The organism is Pseudomonas sp. UC 17F4 (genome assembly GCF_900101695.1).
Lineage (GTDB): Bacteria > Pseudomonadota > Gammaproteobacteria > Pseudomonadales > Pseudomonadaceae > Aquipseudomonas.
Genome location: NZ_FNKV01000001.1, coordinates 4,612,934 through 4,627,499 on the forward strand (window position 1 = coordinate 4,612,934; position 14,566 = coordinate 4,627,499).

The following is a 14,566-nucleotide window of genomic DNA, read 5'->3' on the forward strand; positions in this document are numbered from 1 at the left end:
GTGGTGCTGCACGCCAACAAACCCTTGTGGTATGCGCACTTTCACTACGCGGCCGAAAACACCGCAATCGACGACTTCAAGGCCGCACACCTGAAGCTTGCCAGTCAGCGCTATGACCGCGGGCAGTTCGTCGAAAGCAACAAGCTGGTGCACCGCGGGCCGATAAGCCTGGCGGCGGCCCGGCAATGGTTCTTCAAGGAGTGATGCAGTAAAAAACGGGCGCTGGCAACAGCGCCCGATCAATCTCAGCGATCCTTGAACTGCGCCTCACGCTTGGCGATGAACGCCGCCATGCCTTCCTTCTGGTCTTCGGTGGCGAAGGCTGCATGGAATACCCGGCGCTCGAAGCGCACGCCCTCGGCCAGGTTGACCTCGAACGCGCGGTTAACGCTTTCCTTGACCATCATGGTCATCGGGATCGACTTGCTGGCGATGGTCGCCGCCACCTTCAGCGCTTCTTCCAGCAGCTCGGCTTGCGGCACCACACGCGCCACCAGTCCGGCACGCTCGGCTTCCTCGGCGCCCATCAGACGCCCACTCAGGCACAGTTCCATGGCCTTGGCCTTGCCCACGGCGCGGGTCAGGCGCTGGGTACCGCCCATGCCCGGCAGCACACCGAGATTGATTTCCGGCTGGCCGAACTTGGCGTTGTCGGCGGCGAGGATGAAGTCGCACATCATCGCCAGCTCGCAGCCGCCGCCCAGGGCAAAACCCGACACCGCGGCAATGATCGGCTTGCGCCGGTTGGCAATGCGGTCTGCGTCGCTGAACAGGTCATCGACGTAGATCTGCGGGTAGCGCAGGTCGGCCATTTCCTTGATGTCGGCGCCAGCGGCGAAGGCCTTGGCGGAGCCTGTCAGCACCACGCAACCGATGTTCGGGTCGGCTTCGAGCTGGTCCAGGGCCTGGTTGATTTCGCCGACGATCTGCGCGTTCAGGGCATTGAGCGCCTGCGGTCGGTTGAGGGTGATCAGGCCGACCTTGCCGTGGATGTCCAACAGAATGGTTTCAAATGACATGCAAGCTGCTCCCTTCAAAGATTGCGCGCAATGACCATGCGCTGAATATCGCTGGTGCCTTCGTAGATCTGGCAGACCCGCACATCGCGGTAGATGCGCTCCAGCGGAAAGTCGCTCAGATAGCCATAACCGCCAAGGGTCTGCAAGGCATCCGAACAGACCTTTTCGGCCATTTCCGAGGCGAAAAGCTTGGCCATCGACGCTTCGACCAGCGCCGGACGCCCGGCATCGCGCAGCGCCGCGGCATGCAGCACCATCTGCCGGGCCACGGCAACGCGGGTGGCCATGTCGGCCAGGCGAAAAGCCACGGCCTGGTGTTCGATCAATGGCTTGCCGAAGCTTTCGCGCTCGCGCGCATAGTCACGTGCTACCTCGAAGGCGGCGCGGGCCATGCCCACCGACTGCGAGGCAATGCCGATACGCCCGCCTTCAAGGTTGGCCAGGGCGATCTTGTAGCCTTCGCCCTCCTCGCCGAGGCGGTTGGCCACCGGCACGCGCAGATTTTCAAAGACGATCTGGCAGGTGTCGGAGGCGTGCTGGCCGAGTTTGTCCTCGACCCGTGCCACCTGGTAACCCGGCGAGTCGGTGGGCACGATGAAGGCACTGATGCCGCGCTTGCCGGCCCCGGGGTCGGTTACCGCAAACACTATCACCACCCCGGCGTTCTGCCCGGAGGTGATGAACTGCTTGCAGCCGTTGAGCACGTAGTGATCGCCATCTCGGCGGGCGCGGGTCTTCAGGCTGCTGGCATCGGAGCCGGCTTGCGGCTCGGTCAGGGCGAAGGCGCCGAGCATCGCGCCGCTGGCCAGCGGGGTGAGGAACTGCTGCTTCTGCTGCTCGCTGCCGAACTTGAGAATCGGCACGCAACCCACCGAGTTGTGCACACTCATGATCGTCGAGCAGGCGCCGTCGCCCGCGGCGATTTCTTCCAGGGCCATGGCGTAGGCGACATAGCCGGTATCACTACCGCCCCACTGCTCCGGCACCAGCATGCCGAACAGGCCCAGTTCGGCCATCTCCTGGATGGCTTCTTTGGGGAAGCGGTGCTCGCGGTCCCACTGCTCGGCAAACGGGCGCAGGCGCTCCTGGGCGAACTGACGCACCGCGTCGCTGATTTGCTGTTGTTCGTCATTGATTAGCATGGTGCACCTCAGTACAGACACTCGACGGCCATGGCCGTGGCTTCACCGCCGCCAATGCAGATGGCGGCAATGCCGCGATGCAGGCCTTTCTGACGCAGGGCTGCGAGCAAGGTAACCAGGATGCGCGCGCCGGAAGCGCCGATCGGGTGGCCCAGGGCGCAGGCGCCGCCATGCACGTTGACCTTGTCGTGGGGCAGGTCCAGGTGCTTCATCGCCGCCAGGGTGACCACGGCAAAGGCTTCGTTGATTTCGAACAGATCGACCTCTGCCAGGTTCCAGCCGGTGCGTTTGATCAGCTTGTCGATGGCGCCGATCGGGGCGCTGGGGAACAGCGCCGGGGTGTCGGCGAACGCCGCGTGGCCATGGATCACCGCCAGCGGTTTCAAGCCTTGCTTCTCGGCCTGGGAGCGGCGCATCAGCACCAGCGCCGCCGCGCCATCGGAGATGGAGCTTGAGTTGGCCGCGGTCACCGTGCCACCTTCGCGAAAGGCCGGCTTGAGCTGCGGGATCTTGTCCAGACGGGCCTTGGGCGGCTGCTCGTCGTCGCTGATCAGGCGCTGAGTCTTGCCCTCGGTGACTTCGACCGGGACGATCTCGCTGGCGAAGCTGCCGTCCTTGATCGCTTGCTGGGCACGGGTCAGCGAGGCGATGGCGAAATCGTCCTGCTGCTGGCGGGTAAAGCCATTGCTTTCGGCGCAGTCCTCGGCAAAGGTGCCCATCAGCCGGCCCTTGTCGTAGGCGTCTTCCAGACCGTCGAAGAACATGTGGTCGATGATCTTGCCATGGCCCATGCGATAACCGCTGCGGGCTTTGTCCAGCAGGTAAGGGGCGTTGGACATGCTCTCCATGCCGCCGGCCACCACCACCTCGGCACTGCCGGCCAGCAGCAGGTCGTGGGCCATGATTGCCGCCTGCATGCCCGAGCCGCACATCTTGTTGAGGGTGGTGCAGGTGGTGCCCTTGTTCAGGCCGGCGCCCAACGCCGCCTGGCGCGCCGGGGCCTGGCCCAGGCCTGCCGGCAGCACGCAGCCGAACAGCACTTGTTCGACGCTGTCGGGGGCAACACCTGCGCGCTCGACGGCGGCGCGAATGGCGGCAGCACCCAGTTGCGGAGCGGTAAGGCTTTTCAGCTCGCCCTGCAGGCCGCCCATGGGCGTGCGCACGGCGCTGACAATTACGATCGGATCATTGGCGAGGGTCATGTTTGAGTGCTCCTGAAATTACTTGGCGGCCATGCGCAAGGCGCCGTCGAGACGGATCACCTCACCGTTGAGCATGCTGTTTTCAATGATGTGGCGGGCCAGCGCGGCGTACTCCTGCGGGCGCCCCAGGCGTGGCGGGAACGGCACGCCGGCGGCCAGCGAGTCGCGCACTTCCTGGGTCATGCCGGCCATCATCGGGGTTTCGAAAATGCCCGGGGCGATGGTCATCACGCGGATGCCGAAGCGCGCCAGCTCACGGGCCGCCGGCAAGGTCAGGCTGGCAATCGCGCCCTTGGAGGCGGCATAGGCGGCCTGGCCGATCTGGCCGTCATAGGCGGCAATCGAGGCGGTGTTGATGATCACCCCGCGTTCACCGTCAGCGCCCGCCTCGCCTTCGGCCATGGCCGCAGCGGCCAGGCGCAGCAGGTTGAAGCTGCCGATCAGGTTGACGTTGATCACCCGGCTGAAGCTTTCCAGGCCATGCGGGCCGTTCTTGCCCAGGACCTTCTCGGCGCCGACGATACCGGCGCAGTTGATCAGCCCGTGGATTTTGCCGAAGGCGGCAACCGCCGCATCGATCGCGGCCTGGGCGGCGGCTTCCTGGCTGATGTCGGCCACCGCGAAGTGCGCCCTGGCGCCCAGCTCGCAGGCTTTGGCGGCGACCGCTTCGGCATTGAGGTCGACCAGCATGACCTGGGCACCGGCCTCGATGAGCATCTGCGCGGTGGCAGCGCCCAGCCCGGAAGCGGCGCCGCTGACGATGAAGTTGTTATTGGCAATCTGCATGATGTTGGTTCCTCAGGCGCTGGCGGTCGACGCGAGCGCGGCCTGTTGTTTGGCTATTTCCTGATTGCGCAGGATGAAACGTTGCAGCTTGCCGCTCGGCGTCTTGGGCAGCTCGCTGACAAATTCGATTTCCCGTGGGTAGGCGTGGGCATACAGGCGCTGACGCACGTGCTGCTTGAGGGCCTCGGCCAGTGCTTCGCTCGGCTCTTGGCCTTTGGCCAGCACCACGAATGCCTTGATCAGCTCGGTCCGCTCCGGGTCCGGTTTGCCCACCACCGCGGCTTCGATCACCGCCGGGTGTTCGATCAGCGCGCTCTCGACATCGAACGGGCCGACCCGGTAGCCGGAGGTGGTGATCACGTCATCGCTGCGGCCGACAAAGCTGATGCTGCCGTCGTCGTTGAGCTCGACTGTGTCGCCGCTCAAGTAGTACTTGCCGACGAACGCCTTGGTCGGCAAACCCTGGTAGCCGGCAAACCAGCACAGCGGCGACTGCTCGCGGTCGACAGCGAGAATGCCCGGCTGCCCGGCCGGCAGTTCGTTGTGTTGTTCATTGAGCACGACGATGCGGTGACCGGGGACGGCGAAGCCGGCAGAGCCCAGGTGCACCGGGTGCTGCAGGCCGTGGTGGTTGCACAGGACCATGCCCAGTTCGGTCTGCCCGTAGTGGTCGTGAATGGTCACGCCCAGCTCATCGGCAAACCAGCGGATCACCTGCGGGTTAAGCGGCTCGCCGGCGCTGCTGAGCACCCGCAGGCGGCCCTTGATCGGCGCGCTGAACTCGCTACCAGCGGCGATCAGCAGGCGGTAGGCCGTCGGCGAGCCGGCCAGGTTGCTGATGGCGTACTTGTTGATGACCCGGCAGGTGCTCTCGACGCTGAACGGCCCATCGAAAAACGTGGTGGCATGGCCCAGGGCAAGCGGACCGGTCACGGCGTAATAAAGCCCGTAGGCCCAGCCCGGATCGGCGAGGTTCCAGAAGCTGTCTTCAGGGCGCAGGTCGATGGCATCGCGCATGTAGCCCTGGAAGGCGACGATGGCCCGTAGCGGCACTTCCAGCGGCTTGGCCGGGCCGGTGGTGCCGGAGGTGAACATCAGCAGGAACGGTGCCTCGGCCCCCAGCAGCACCGGTTCGCAGTGATCACTGGCCAGCGCCAGTGCGCTGTGAAAGTCGATATCGCCGGAGCCTGGCGCAGCACCCACGCAGATGACCGTCGGGCAGCCATGCACGTCGTCGAGCTTGCTGCGATTATGCGGTTCAGTGACGACTACCTTGGCTGCGGACTGCTCCAGCCGGTGCTCGATGGCCTTGGGCCCGAATGCGGTAAACAGCGGCTGATACACCGCCCCCAGGCGCCAGGTGGCCAGTACCGTGATCAGCAGCTCGGCCGTACGCGGCATCAACCCGGCAACCCGGTCGCCGACGCCCACACCCTGGGCCCTGAGCACATTGGCCAGGCGCGCGGCAGACTGTTGCAGTTGCTCGAAGCTGTAGCGCGCGCTGCTGCCGTCGCGGCCTTCCCAGTTCAGGGCAATACGATTGCCGCCGACATGCCGGTCGCAGCACTCGACGCAGGCATTGAGTGCCTCAAGGTTGCCTTGCAGGGCAGCCGCAGCGGTGTGCAGGTAGTCGAACCCTTGCGCCGCGGCGCGGTAATCACGCATCGCCAGACTCCTCGTTTGTTATTGTTGGAATAAAACGATTGGTCTGAAGATAGTCGCGCCAGAGCTGGCGCGGGACAATGGCCAAAGCTGTCAAAGTGGATGACTGGTTTGGCCGCTGGCCCTGACGCTACTACTGACCCTCGGCTTTTGTGACAAGCAAAGGCTTGGTCAGCGCCACAATCAACGCCCCTACCTTCTCGGCACGCTCGACCGCCAGCACATCCACTGCAGCCTCGTCGCCCCCTGCCATGTCGGTCAGTTCCTGCAGCCGATCGACGAAGGGCTCTTCAACCTCCGCGAACGATTGCGGATAAGTGTCACGCAGGTAATTGACCCAGAAATCCCGGGAAGCGATGAAGTCCAGCAGTTCATCTCCGGCTTCAGCTGTGCGTACTGTCCTGGCCGCGTCGTCGAGCTGACGCGAGGTTACCCCCGCCACCCCGCCAAACTGCATGTAACGTGGCTGGCCGGGCAGGTCCAGGGTCTCGGCCAGACCAACCCGATAGGCCAGGCTGACCTCCACCTCGTCGACGCCCAGGCCGCTGGCCTGACGCGCATGGATATCCTCCCGGGCAACCTGCTCGACACGCTCAAGGCGAAACAAGCGCCTGGCCACCCCAAGCAAGCGGCTGGCCTGGTTTTCCGAGCCAGGCTGCTGCTCGGCTTGCCACAAGAAGTAACCCACTTCGAGGTTACTGAAGCAATCCGAAACGCTGTCGACGCAGGTCCTCGGTGCTGAGGCCAGCTTGAACAGGGTCGAACGCAGCGTCTGGCTGTCTACCGCCTCTTCGACAAGAGCCCAGACCCGCCAGCTCAGGTCCTCGCGGTTCATCCGGTAGTCCGCAGTGCTGGTCAGCTCGCCGAGCAGACGCAGAAAACCTGCGCTGTCCTCTGACCGTGCGAGATCATCCCATTGCCCCGCACGCACTTCGTACACCCGCTCATCCAGGGTGGCCAGCCAAAGCGCACGAGCATCGACCGGCAGCTCGTGCTCATCCTCTTCTGGCAGTTGCATGCCATCGAGCTCGGCCAGGCGTTGCCAGGTCGCCTGCGCCAAGGGGTTGCCCTGCAAGTAGATGGCGTCACGGATCACCCCAGGGGTATGGAAAAAGCGCTCGGGCAAGGTGGCGATCAGATTGTTGCGCAAGTCGGCCTGCTCCAGGAACGGTCGGCTGAGCAACCCGCGCGGCAAGGCTTGCATGCCGGTGTTGCGCAAGCTCAGTTCGCGCAAACGGTGCAAAGGCCGCAGGTTGAGGTTGCGCCGCAGCGGGTTGTTGTCCAGCACCAGCATGCGCAGTTGGTTCAACCGGGCCAGTGCATCGACATCCATGGCCTGCAGGGCGATGTGGTTATGTTCCAGCCTGAGGGTGCGCAACGCCGACATGTGCTCAAGACCGGACGGCAACTGGTCAAAAAAGTTGTTGCTCAGGTTCAGCCAGCGAGTGTTCGAAAACGCCCGAAAAAACGACGCCGGCAGCCTGCGCATACGCATGCCGACCATGACCACATCGACCACATGAGCAAAGCTGATCTCGCCCGGCAGATTGGGAAAGGTCGGGATATGCCGGCCAACAATGCTCAGGCGATAACCCTGGAGAATCCCGTTCGCGTCAATGATCGGCTCGCTTTGACGACGCCAGCAGTGGCGCAGCGCTTCGGCCACGCGATTGCGTGGCGACAACAGCACCGTAGCGCTAACACTTGCTTGCGCAGGTGCTGCGGCCTCCCAGGTGCTCAGCGTCTGATCGAGCAACTGATACTCCTGCTCGAGCCGCTGCAACTCCAGCAGCACTGAAGAGCCACTTTCGCGCAGACGGGCGATAAAGGTTTCGCGCTGCTCGGCATCAAGGCCGGGAAACAAGGCACACAAGCGGTTGCTGATGCTTTGCGCCACCGCCTGAGCAGCCCCTCGGCCACTCAGCAGATACCCTACGCGGCCATCTGCCAGGCGATGTCCCGGGTTGAACCAGCGCCGGACCGGCGCCAGGCCCAGAACCCCTTCCAGTTCGCTGGTAGCGACCGGCAGCTGGGCAATCAGGTCCGCGCGCATTTGCCCAAGCGCATGCAGCCCCTGCCATCCCAGGCCTTCACGCTGGGCATCATTCAACGAAGCGGCAATCACCTGTAGCAATCCCCCGCTCAGCTCGACGTCCTCAGCGCCATCTGGCTGATCGCCGTAGAGCTGGTAAACGCCTTGCTGGTGGACGATGACCCTGTGCAGCCCAGGGCTGTCTTCGGGCTTCAGCCGGTCGAGCAAACGGCTGTAGGGAAAGCGGTCATGCAACGCCAGGTTCACCTCTTGCGGCCACCCCGGCAAACGCCGGAGTGCATAGAACACCAGGTGAGCGCTGTCCAGCGAACCGCCGTAGCCAAGGTATAGACCTTCACGGGCGCGAGTCAGTTGTGCCACCCGAGCCAGCATCCGCGCCTGTTCCGCCAGCTCAAGGGGTACGCGCGCCTGGGCTGCCAGCAGTGCGCGCGCTTCATCGCTGGCCTGTGCAAGCAAGGCCAGGCCATAGGCGTCGGGTAAGGTGGGGAAGTCCCGCTGGAGCGTTGCCAGCAGCGGGTCGTCAGGCAAGTACCGTGTAGAAAGCGACACACCGTGCTGGTTCTGGGCGAAGCGCTCAAGGGTGTCGCGCAGGCCTATCGGCATCCGGCGGTTTTCCACCAGTAACCCGCGCAGTTCATCTTCATCGATAGCCGCCACCTGCAACAGCGCACTCACCTCGCTCACGCTCATCAGCCCGGCAGCGGGCCACAGGCGTTCGAGCAGATGCGACTGGCCCTGCCAGGCCAGCGGCCACTCATCACGCAAGCGCCAGGCGCGTTCGCCGTTGAACTCGACGACCGGCCCGTACGCGCCGGCACGTTGCTGATGAACCAGGCGCCACGGACCTTGCTGCGGTACCCGACGGACTTCGTAAACTTCGCCGCGTAGCGGCAGGTAACTGCGCCCGTCGGCCAGGTGCAGGCCGCTATCGGTCAAGCGCGAGCCGGCGGGAATGCGCCCCAGCTGGTAAGGGCGCAGATCCCGGCGCCATAAGCGCGGCTGATTGCTTTCGAGGGTGACCGGTAACAGTGACTGGACAAAATCGCTGCGCTTGAACGCTCTGCCGACACTATGGATACCCGCCCCCAGCGCTACCGTCACCGCCACAGTCTGGGCAACACCGAGCAGATGCTCGAGTGCTTCGCCGCGATGCCCGCGCAGCCAGTCTTCGGCCCCTTCGAACACCTCGCTCAAGGTCTGCAGTGCAAGATGCCCGAGCAACAACCCACCCACAGCGGGAACGAACAGGCCGACCAGGTTGAGTGCCGTCCAACCGGCCGCAGCCAGATCAGAACGCCACGCTCGGGTCGCCGCACTGTCGACATCGGCGGTCGGCACCGCCAGTACCCGGGCATCGGCCTTGATCCGTGCCAGCTGCAATTGACAGAGACCGGTGAACAGATCACCACGCAGGAGCGTGCCCGCCAGGTCCAGGTCAACGCTTGAGTCGGTGAGTCTGGTTGCCAGCAACAGGGCAAAACCGGCACGTTGCTGCAAACCGATCAGCGCACTGAAGTAGGCGCGATACGACTCGGACCCCTTGAGCGACTCAGCCAGTGCCACGTTGAAGGCAAACCAGGAGCGGTAACTGCGCAAAGGCTGCTGCCGGTCGGTCGGAAAATACACCAACAACCCGCGAATCAGGCTGGCCTCGGTCCAGCGCAGCGCCCCTTGCGGCGGGTCGCCGCGCACTTCGAAAACCACCGCACCGCTGACCTGGCAGTTCAGCGCACTCAGTTGATAAATACGTACTTCCAACCCGCCATGGCTGACCTGGGATGCGCCCGAGACGACTTGCTCGAGCATCTGGTAGGCCAGCGCATCGATCTGCCCGCGCAAATGAGCGAGGCGCGCAGCCACTTGCAGGGCCAGGCGCTTTTCCTCGGCCAGGTCCTGCTCAGCCGGCGCGAAGACATCCTCCAGATGCTGCTGGAAACGCCTGCCCACATCCAGCTCACGGCAGACGCTGGCCACTTTTTCGGGCGCATCGAGCAAAACTGTCTCGAGTTCGCCCGCAGTGACGATCGCTGTCCCGGCATAGTAGCTGCTGGCGGCTGTCTGGCGAGCGCCAAAACCTTGCAGCAGGCGTTGCATCAAGGGCTGGGTGAGCAGAATCGTATCATCACTAGGCAGCCCGATACCCTGGCTAGGCTTGAAGTCGCGCAGTACTTCACGCCACTGGTCGCTATCGAGATTGCCCTGGTAGTTGAGCTTGTCGTGCAGTGCGTCTGCCAGCAACGGCTGGGCGAAAGCATCAATCGCCTGGAGTTCATCGAGGGTTGCGTGGACGGCTTGCTGGCTGTGCCGAAGCCTTGCGAAATCATCGCGCAAATCATTGATCTGCTCGACGGAGGCGGTTCTAAGCCAGTCAGGCAGGATATGACCGATGAATTCATCGGTCACCCCGGGCTGGGTGATCGCAGCCGGTGTGGCTGGGGATCGGGCGGCAGGGTTAGGCACGTTCAAGGTCCTGGGGGAATGGCAATCCTCCAGCCTAGAAACGCTTAACCATCACTGGCAGCGAGAGGCGTTTCACCCTGGCCGATCAATGCCCGATAGTGGCCCGGATTGCAGCCATACCACTTGCGAAAGGCCTTGTAGAACGAGCTGCTGTCAGCAAACCCCAGGCGCTCGGCGATTTCGGCGAAGCTTATCTGTTCCTGGGCCAGCCAGGCGATTGCCAGCTCCTTGCGTACACTGTCCTTGAGGCCCTGGTAGGTGGCGCCCTCCTCGGCCAGGCGTCGACGCAGGGTCGAGGCCGATATGCACAGTTGCTGGGCCTGGGCCTCGGTTTCCGGCCAATCACCGGCGGGAAGCTGGCGCAGCGATTCCTTGATCCGCCGCGCCAGGCTCGCCGGGTCGCGGTACTTGACCAGAATATTGGCCGGCGCCTCGGCCAGAAAGCGCTGCAGCTCTTCCGGCGTGCGCTTGAGCGGCAGGTCCAGGCAATCGGCGGCAAGGATCATCCGCGTGCGTGGCCGGTCAAACTGCAGGTTCTCCGAGAACATCACCCGGTAATCGTCGCAAAACGGCGGCTCGGCACAACGCAGCTCAATGGCCAGGATCGGGATGCGCCGCCCGGCCAGCCAGCAGGCGACGCCATGCACAATCATCCAGAAGGTGAAGTAGGTGAAGGCCCGGCGCGGCTCATCCCGGGGCTCGCCGATGACGATCTCCGCCAGGCTTTGCTGGCGCACCAGCGCCGGCTGCAGGTGCTCGAGCATCAGCCCGAGAAACGCCAGGGCGCTTTCAAGCCCGGCGCCCAACGTGGGCTGGGCCATGGACGAGCGGCACACAAAGGCCAGGCTGCCCGTGCGCAGGCCACGCGGGTCCATGCAGAAGAACTCATCGTGGCAACGACGAGCCAGCAGCCGCCAGAGCTGCGCGTAGGCCCCGGCGGGCACCCGCGCATCGGCCTGCTGCAACTGTTCGGGGTCGATCCCCACACGACTGAGCAGGGCCTGGCTCGCGGCGCCGGGGGCGCAGCTTTGCAGCAGCGCCTCGCGCACCAGTTGCATGGAGATGGTGTCTTTCTCCGCCATCAGCAGTCGTTCGCCTTGCCTGTAGTGTTTGCCCGCCATCTTAGGGGCCCGCCGGGAAAAAACCAGCCCCGCCTCATACCGCTGCCGCCAGGCTGAGAAACGCCTGGATCAGGCGCAGTTCGCGGCGTCGCTCCAGGCAGCCGATCATGTGCTGGTTGATCAGCCCCGCTGCGCCGATGGGCCGCGCCACCACCCGCGGGTCATGGCTGATCTCCAGCGACGAAACGATACCGATGCCCAGCTCGGCCGCTACCGCTTCAGTCACCGCCTCGCGGCTGTCGAGCTCCAGCAGCACGCGCGGCTGCACCTGGGCATCGCGGCAGGCCTGATCGAAGGTGCGGCGGGTAATCGAACTGGGTTCGCGCAGTACCATGATCTGCCGGTCCAGCTCGCCAAGGGGCAATTCCTCGGCGCTGGCCGCCCAGGCATGCCCGGCCGGCAGCAAGGCGCAGATCCGTGAATCGCCCAGGCTTTGCAGGTGCAGGCCCTTGCGCGACTCGACCTCGGTCATCACCGCGACATCGGCATGCTCGCTGAGCAGCGCCGCCAGGGTTTCCTGGGCGTTGCCCAGACGCAGGTTGACAGTGATCCCCGGATACCGCGCGCGCAGCTGCGCAAGCATCGGCATGACCCGGTGCGGGCCGTCGGCGGCCACTTCCAGGCGCCCGGTGAGCAACTGGCGGTTGGCCTCGAGCATCGCCTGGGCTTCTTCGGCAAGGCCAAACATCGCGCGGGTGATCGCCGCCAGGCGAATGCCCTCCTCGGTCAGCTCGACACGTCGCGCCGTGCGGCGCAGCAAGGTGATCTGGTAGTGCTCCTCAAGCGCCTTGACATGCCCGGTCACCGCCGGCTGGCTGATGAACAGGCGGGCGGCGGCGCGGGTAAAACTGCCCTCACGGGCCACGGCATCGAAGGCGCGGAGCTGGAACAGGTTCATATCTATCGGCCTGACTTATGACTGGCATAACAACAAACAATTTGATTGATAAGGCACGGAATTGCAACGTAGGCCCCGTAGATTCAGCCCACCGCTTGCGAGGACTACCGGAATGAGTAACGCCCCTATCCTGCTGACCCCTGGCCCCCTGACCACCTCGGCCCGTACCCGCCAAGCGATGATGGTCGACTGGGGTTCATGGGACCGCGACTTCAACCAGCTCACCGCCAGCCTCTGCGAGCAACTGCTGGCCATCGTCAACGGTGCCGACAGCCACCATTGCGTGCCCCTGCAAGGCAGCGGCACCTTTGCCGTGGAAGCGGCCATCGGCACCCTGGTGCCCCGCGACGGCAAGGTCCTGGTACTGATCAACGGCGCCTACGGCCAGCGCCTGGCAAAGATCTGCAAGGTGCTGGGTCGCGCCTGCAGCACCTTCGAAACCGCCGAAGACCAGCCGACCACTGCCGCTGACGTCGACCGTCTGCTGAGCGCCGACAGCAGCATTACCCACGTGGCACTGATTCACTGCGAAACCAGCACCGGTATTCTCAACCCGCTGGCAGAGATTGCCGCGGTTATCGCCGGCCACGGCAAACGCCTGATCATCGATGCCATGAGCTCGTTCGGCGCCTTGCCGATCGATGCCCGCCAGGTGCCATTCGATGCCCTCATCGCCGCCTCCGGTAAATGCCTGGAAGGCGTGCCTGGCATGGGCTTCGTCTTTGCCAACAAACAGTCGCTGGCCGCCGCCGAAGGCAACTCGCCGTCGCTGGCCATGGACCTGCATGACCAGCACGCCTACATGGCCAAGACCGGCCAGTGGCGCTTCACCCCACCAACTCATGTGGTGGCGGCGCTGCACGAGGCCTTGCTGCAGTACAACGAACAAGGCGGCCTGCCGGCCCGCCACCAGCGCTATGCCAGCAACTGCAAGACCCTGCTCGACGGCATGGCCGCCATTGGCTTGCGCAGCTTCCTGCCCGCCGAGATTCAGGCGCCGATCATCGTCACCTTCCATGCCCCGAACGATCCGCGCTACCAGTTCAAGGACTTCTACGAGCGGGTCAAGGCCAAGGGTTTCATCCTCTACCCGGGCAAGTTGACCCAGGTCGAAACCTTCCGCGTCGGCTGCATCGGCTGCGTCGGCCCGGACGGCATGCAGGCCGCGGTCGATGCCGTGGCTCAGGTGCTGCGGGAAATGGAAGTGCTGGACATCTGATACCCCGAAGCCTTTTTACCCGATCAGCGCAACCACCCGCTCAAGGAACCCTGAACATGAACTACAACACCCCGACGCAACTGCAAGCCGCGATCCTCGACTGGGCCGGCACCGTGGTCGATTTTGGCTCCTTTGCCCCAACCCAGATCTTTGTCGAGGCGTTCGCCGAGTTCGACGTCGAAGTGTCTATCGAGGAAGCCCGCGGGCCGATGGGCATGGGCAAGTGGGACCATATCCGCACCCTGTGTGACCAGCCGCTGATCGCCGAGCGCTACCGCAAGGTGTTCGGCCGCACGCCGACCGACGCGGACGTCACTGCCATCTATGAGCGCTTCATGCCACTGCAGATCGAGAAGATCGCCGTGCACTCGGCGCTGATCCCCGGCGCCCTAGACACCCTCACCGGGCTGCGCCAAGACGGTCTGAAGATCGGCTCGTGCTCGGGCTATCCGAAAGTGGTGATGGACAAGGTGGTGGCACTGGCCGCGCAGAACGGCTACGTCGCCGATCACGTGGTGGCCACCGACGAAACCCCGAACGGCCGCCCCTGGCCGGCCCAGGCCCTGGCCAACGTGATTGCCCTGGGCATCGATGATGTCGCTGCCTGCGTCAAGGTCGACGACACCGTGCCAGGCATCCTCGAAGGCCGGCGCGCCGGCATGTGGACGGTAGCGCTGGTGTGCTCGGGCAACGCCCTGGGACTGACCTACGAAGGCTACCGCGCCCTGGCCTCGGACACCCTCGATAGCGAGCGCAAGCGCATTCATGCGTTGTTCGCAGGCTCGCGCCCGCACTACCTGATCGACACCATCAACGAACTGCCAGAGGTGATCGCTGATATCAACAAGCGCCTGGCTCGTGGGGAAATGCCGCAGGCCGTGTAAGCACGTTGCACAGCTGATTGACCCAGCAATCTAAACAGGCAGGACAAGTTACCCAACTTGACCTGCCTGTTTGCTCATGCCGCCCCGGGCAAGTGACAAAAGGTGTTAGATATAGTCGTT

11 protein-coding genes are annotated in these 14,566 nt (G+C 64.3%); 3 read left to right on the plus strand and 8 right to left on the minus strand.

The genetic code is table 11. The annotated features are described in order from the left end of the window. A complete protein-coding gene (locus BLR26_RS20995; protein ID WP_093385154.1) occupies positions 1-204 on the plus strand; it encodes a hypothetical protein in 204 nt (67 codons plus the stop codon). A gap of 41 nt (positions 205-245) precedes the next feature. On the opposite strand, the gene BLR26_RS21000 is transcribed toward BLR26_RS20995, so the two are convergent. The 8 genes from BLR26_RS21000 to BLR26_RS21035 all read right to left on the minus strand — a co-directional run bounded on the left by BLR26_RS21000 (position 246) and on the right by BLR26_RS21035 (position 12,343). Further along, on the minus strand, positions 246-1,019 hold the full coding sequence (locus BLR26_RS21000; RefSeq protein WP_010224326.1) for an enoyl-CoA hydratase: 774 nt from the start codon (positions 1,017-1,019) through the stop codon (positions 246-248). A 14-nt stretch (positions 1,020-1,033) separates the two neighbouring features. Beyond that, positions 1,034-2,161, minus strand: a complete 1,128-nt coding sequence (locus tag BLR26_RS21005; RefSeq protein WP_093385159.1) for an acyl-CoA dehydrogenase — start codon at positions 2,159-2,161, stop codon at positions 1,034-1,036. 8 nt (positions 2,162-2,169) lie between these two features. Next, entirely contained in the window at positions 2,170-3,363 is a 1,194-nt protein-coding gene (locus tag BLR26_RS21010) for an acetyl-CoA C-acyltransferase (RefSeq protein WP_093385163.1), read from the minus strand. A gap of 18 nt (positions 3,364-3,381) precedes the next feature. Further along, positions 3,382-4,149: an SDR family NAD(P)-dependent oxidoreductase gene (locus tag BLR26_RS21015; RefSeq protein WP_093385170.1), complete on the minus strand. Its 768-nt coding sequence runs from the start codon at positions 4,147-4,149 to the stop codon at positions 3,382-3,384. Between the two features lie 12 nt (positions 4,150-4,161). Beyond that, positions 4,162-5,814 (minus strand): AMP-binding protein, encoded by a 1,653-nt coding sequence (locus BLR26_RS21020; RefSeq protein WP_093385175.1) that lies wholly within the window; start codon positions 5,812-5,814, stop codon positions 4,162-4,164. Positions 5,815-5,944: 130 nt separating this feature from the next. Then, on the minus strand, positions 5,945-10,324 hold the full coding sequence (locus tag BLR26_RS21025; protein WP_143013300.1) for an NEL-type E3 ubiquitin ligase domain-containing protein: 4,380 nt from the start codon (positions 10,322-10,324) through the stop codon (positions 5,945-5,947). Positions 10,325-10,368: 44 nt separating this feature from the next. After that, a complete protein-coding gene (locus BLR26_RS21030) occupies positions 10,369-11,406 on the minus strand; it encodes an AraC family transcriptional regulator (RefSeq protein WP_093387621.1) in 1,038 nt (345 codons plus the stop codon). A 73-nt stretch (positions 11,407-11,479) separates the two neighbouring features. Continuing rightward, positions 11,480-12,343 carry a LysR substrate-binding domain-containing protein gene (locus tag BLR26_RS21035; protein ID WP_045202095.1) on the minus strand — a complete coding sequence of 288 codons (864 nt, stop codon included), beginning with the start codon at positions 12,341-12,343 and terminating at the stop codon, positions 11,480-11,482. Positions 12,344-12,455: 112 nt separating this feature from the next. Here BLR26_RS21035 and BLR26_RS21040 point away from each other — a divergent pair, with 112 nt between their 5' ends. Together BLR26_RS21040 and phnX are read left to right on the plus strand one after the other, a co-directional pair. Beyond that, entirely contained in the window at positions 12,456-13,562 is a 1,107-nt protein-coding gene (locus BLR26_RS21040; protein WP_093385185.1) for a 2-aminoethylphosphonate--pyruvate transaminase, read from the plus strand. A gap of 56 nt (positions 13,563-13,618) precedes the next feature. Further along, positions 13,619-14,446 (plus strand): phosphonoacetaldehyde hydrolase, encoded by an 828-nt coding sequence (phnX, locus tag BLR26_RS21045; RefSeq protein ID WP_093385190.1) that lies wholly within the window; start codon positions 13,619-13,621, stop codon positions 14,444-14,446. The last annotated feature ends 120 nt before the right edge of the window (positions 14,447-14,566 follow it).

Bases quoted from the DNA above. Each gene is read 5' to 3' on its own strand.
- BLR26_RS21005 (WP_093385159.1), bottom strand. From the start codon at position 2,161: ATGCTAATCAATGACGAACAACAGCAAATCAGCGACGCGGTGCGTCAG.
- BLR26_RS21010 (WP_093385163.1), bottom strand. From the start codon at position 3,363: ATGACCCTCGCCAATGATCCGATCGTAATTGTCAGCGCCGTGCGCACG.
- BLR26_RS21030 (WP_093387621.1), bottom strand. From the start codon at position 11,406: ATGGCGGAGAAAGACACCATCTCCATGCAACTGGTGCGCGAGGCGCTG.
- BLR26_RS21000 (WP_010224326.1), bottom strand. From the start codon at position 1,019: ATGTCATTTGAAACCATTCTGTTGGACATCCACGGCAAGGTCGGCCTG.
- BLR26_RS21040 (WP_093385185.1), top strand. From the start codon at position 12,456: ATGAGTAACGCCCCTATCCTGCTGACCCCTGGCCCCCTGACCACCTCG.
- BLR26_RS21015 (WP_093385170.1), bottom strand. From the start codon at position 4,149: ATGCAGATTGCCAATAACAACTTCATCGTCAGCGGCGCCGCTTCCGGG.
- BLR26_RS21020 (WP_093385175.1), bottom strand. From the start codon at position 5,814: ATGCGTGATTACCGCGCCGCGGCGCAAGGGTTCGACTACCTGCACACC.
- phnX (WP_093385190.1), top strand. From the start codon at position 13,619: ATGAACTACAACACCCCGACGCAACTGCAAGCCGCGATCCTCGACTGG.
- BLR26_RS21035 (WP_045202095.1), bottom strand. From the start codon at position 12,343: ATGAACCTGTTCCAGCTCCGCGCCTTCGATGCCGTGGCCCGTGAGGGC.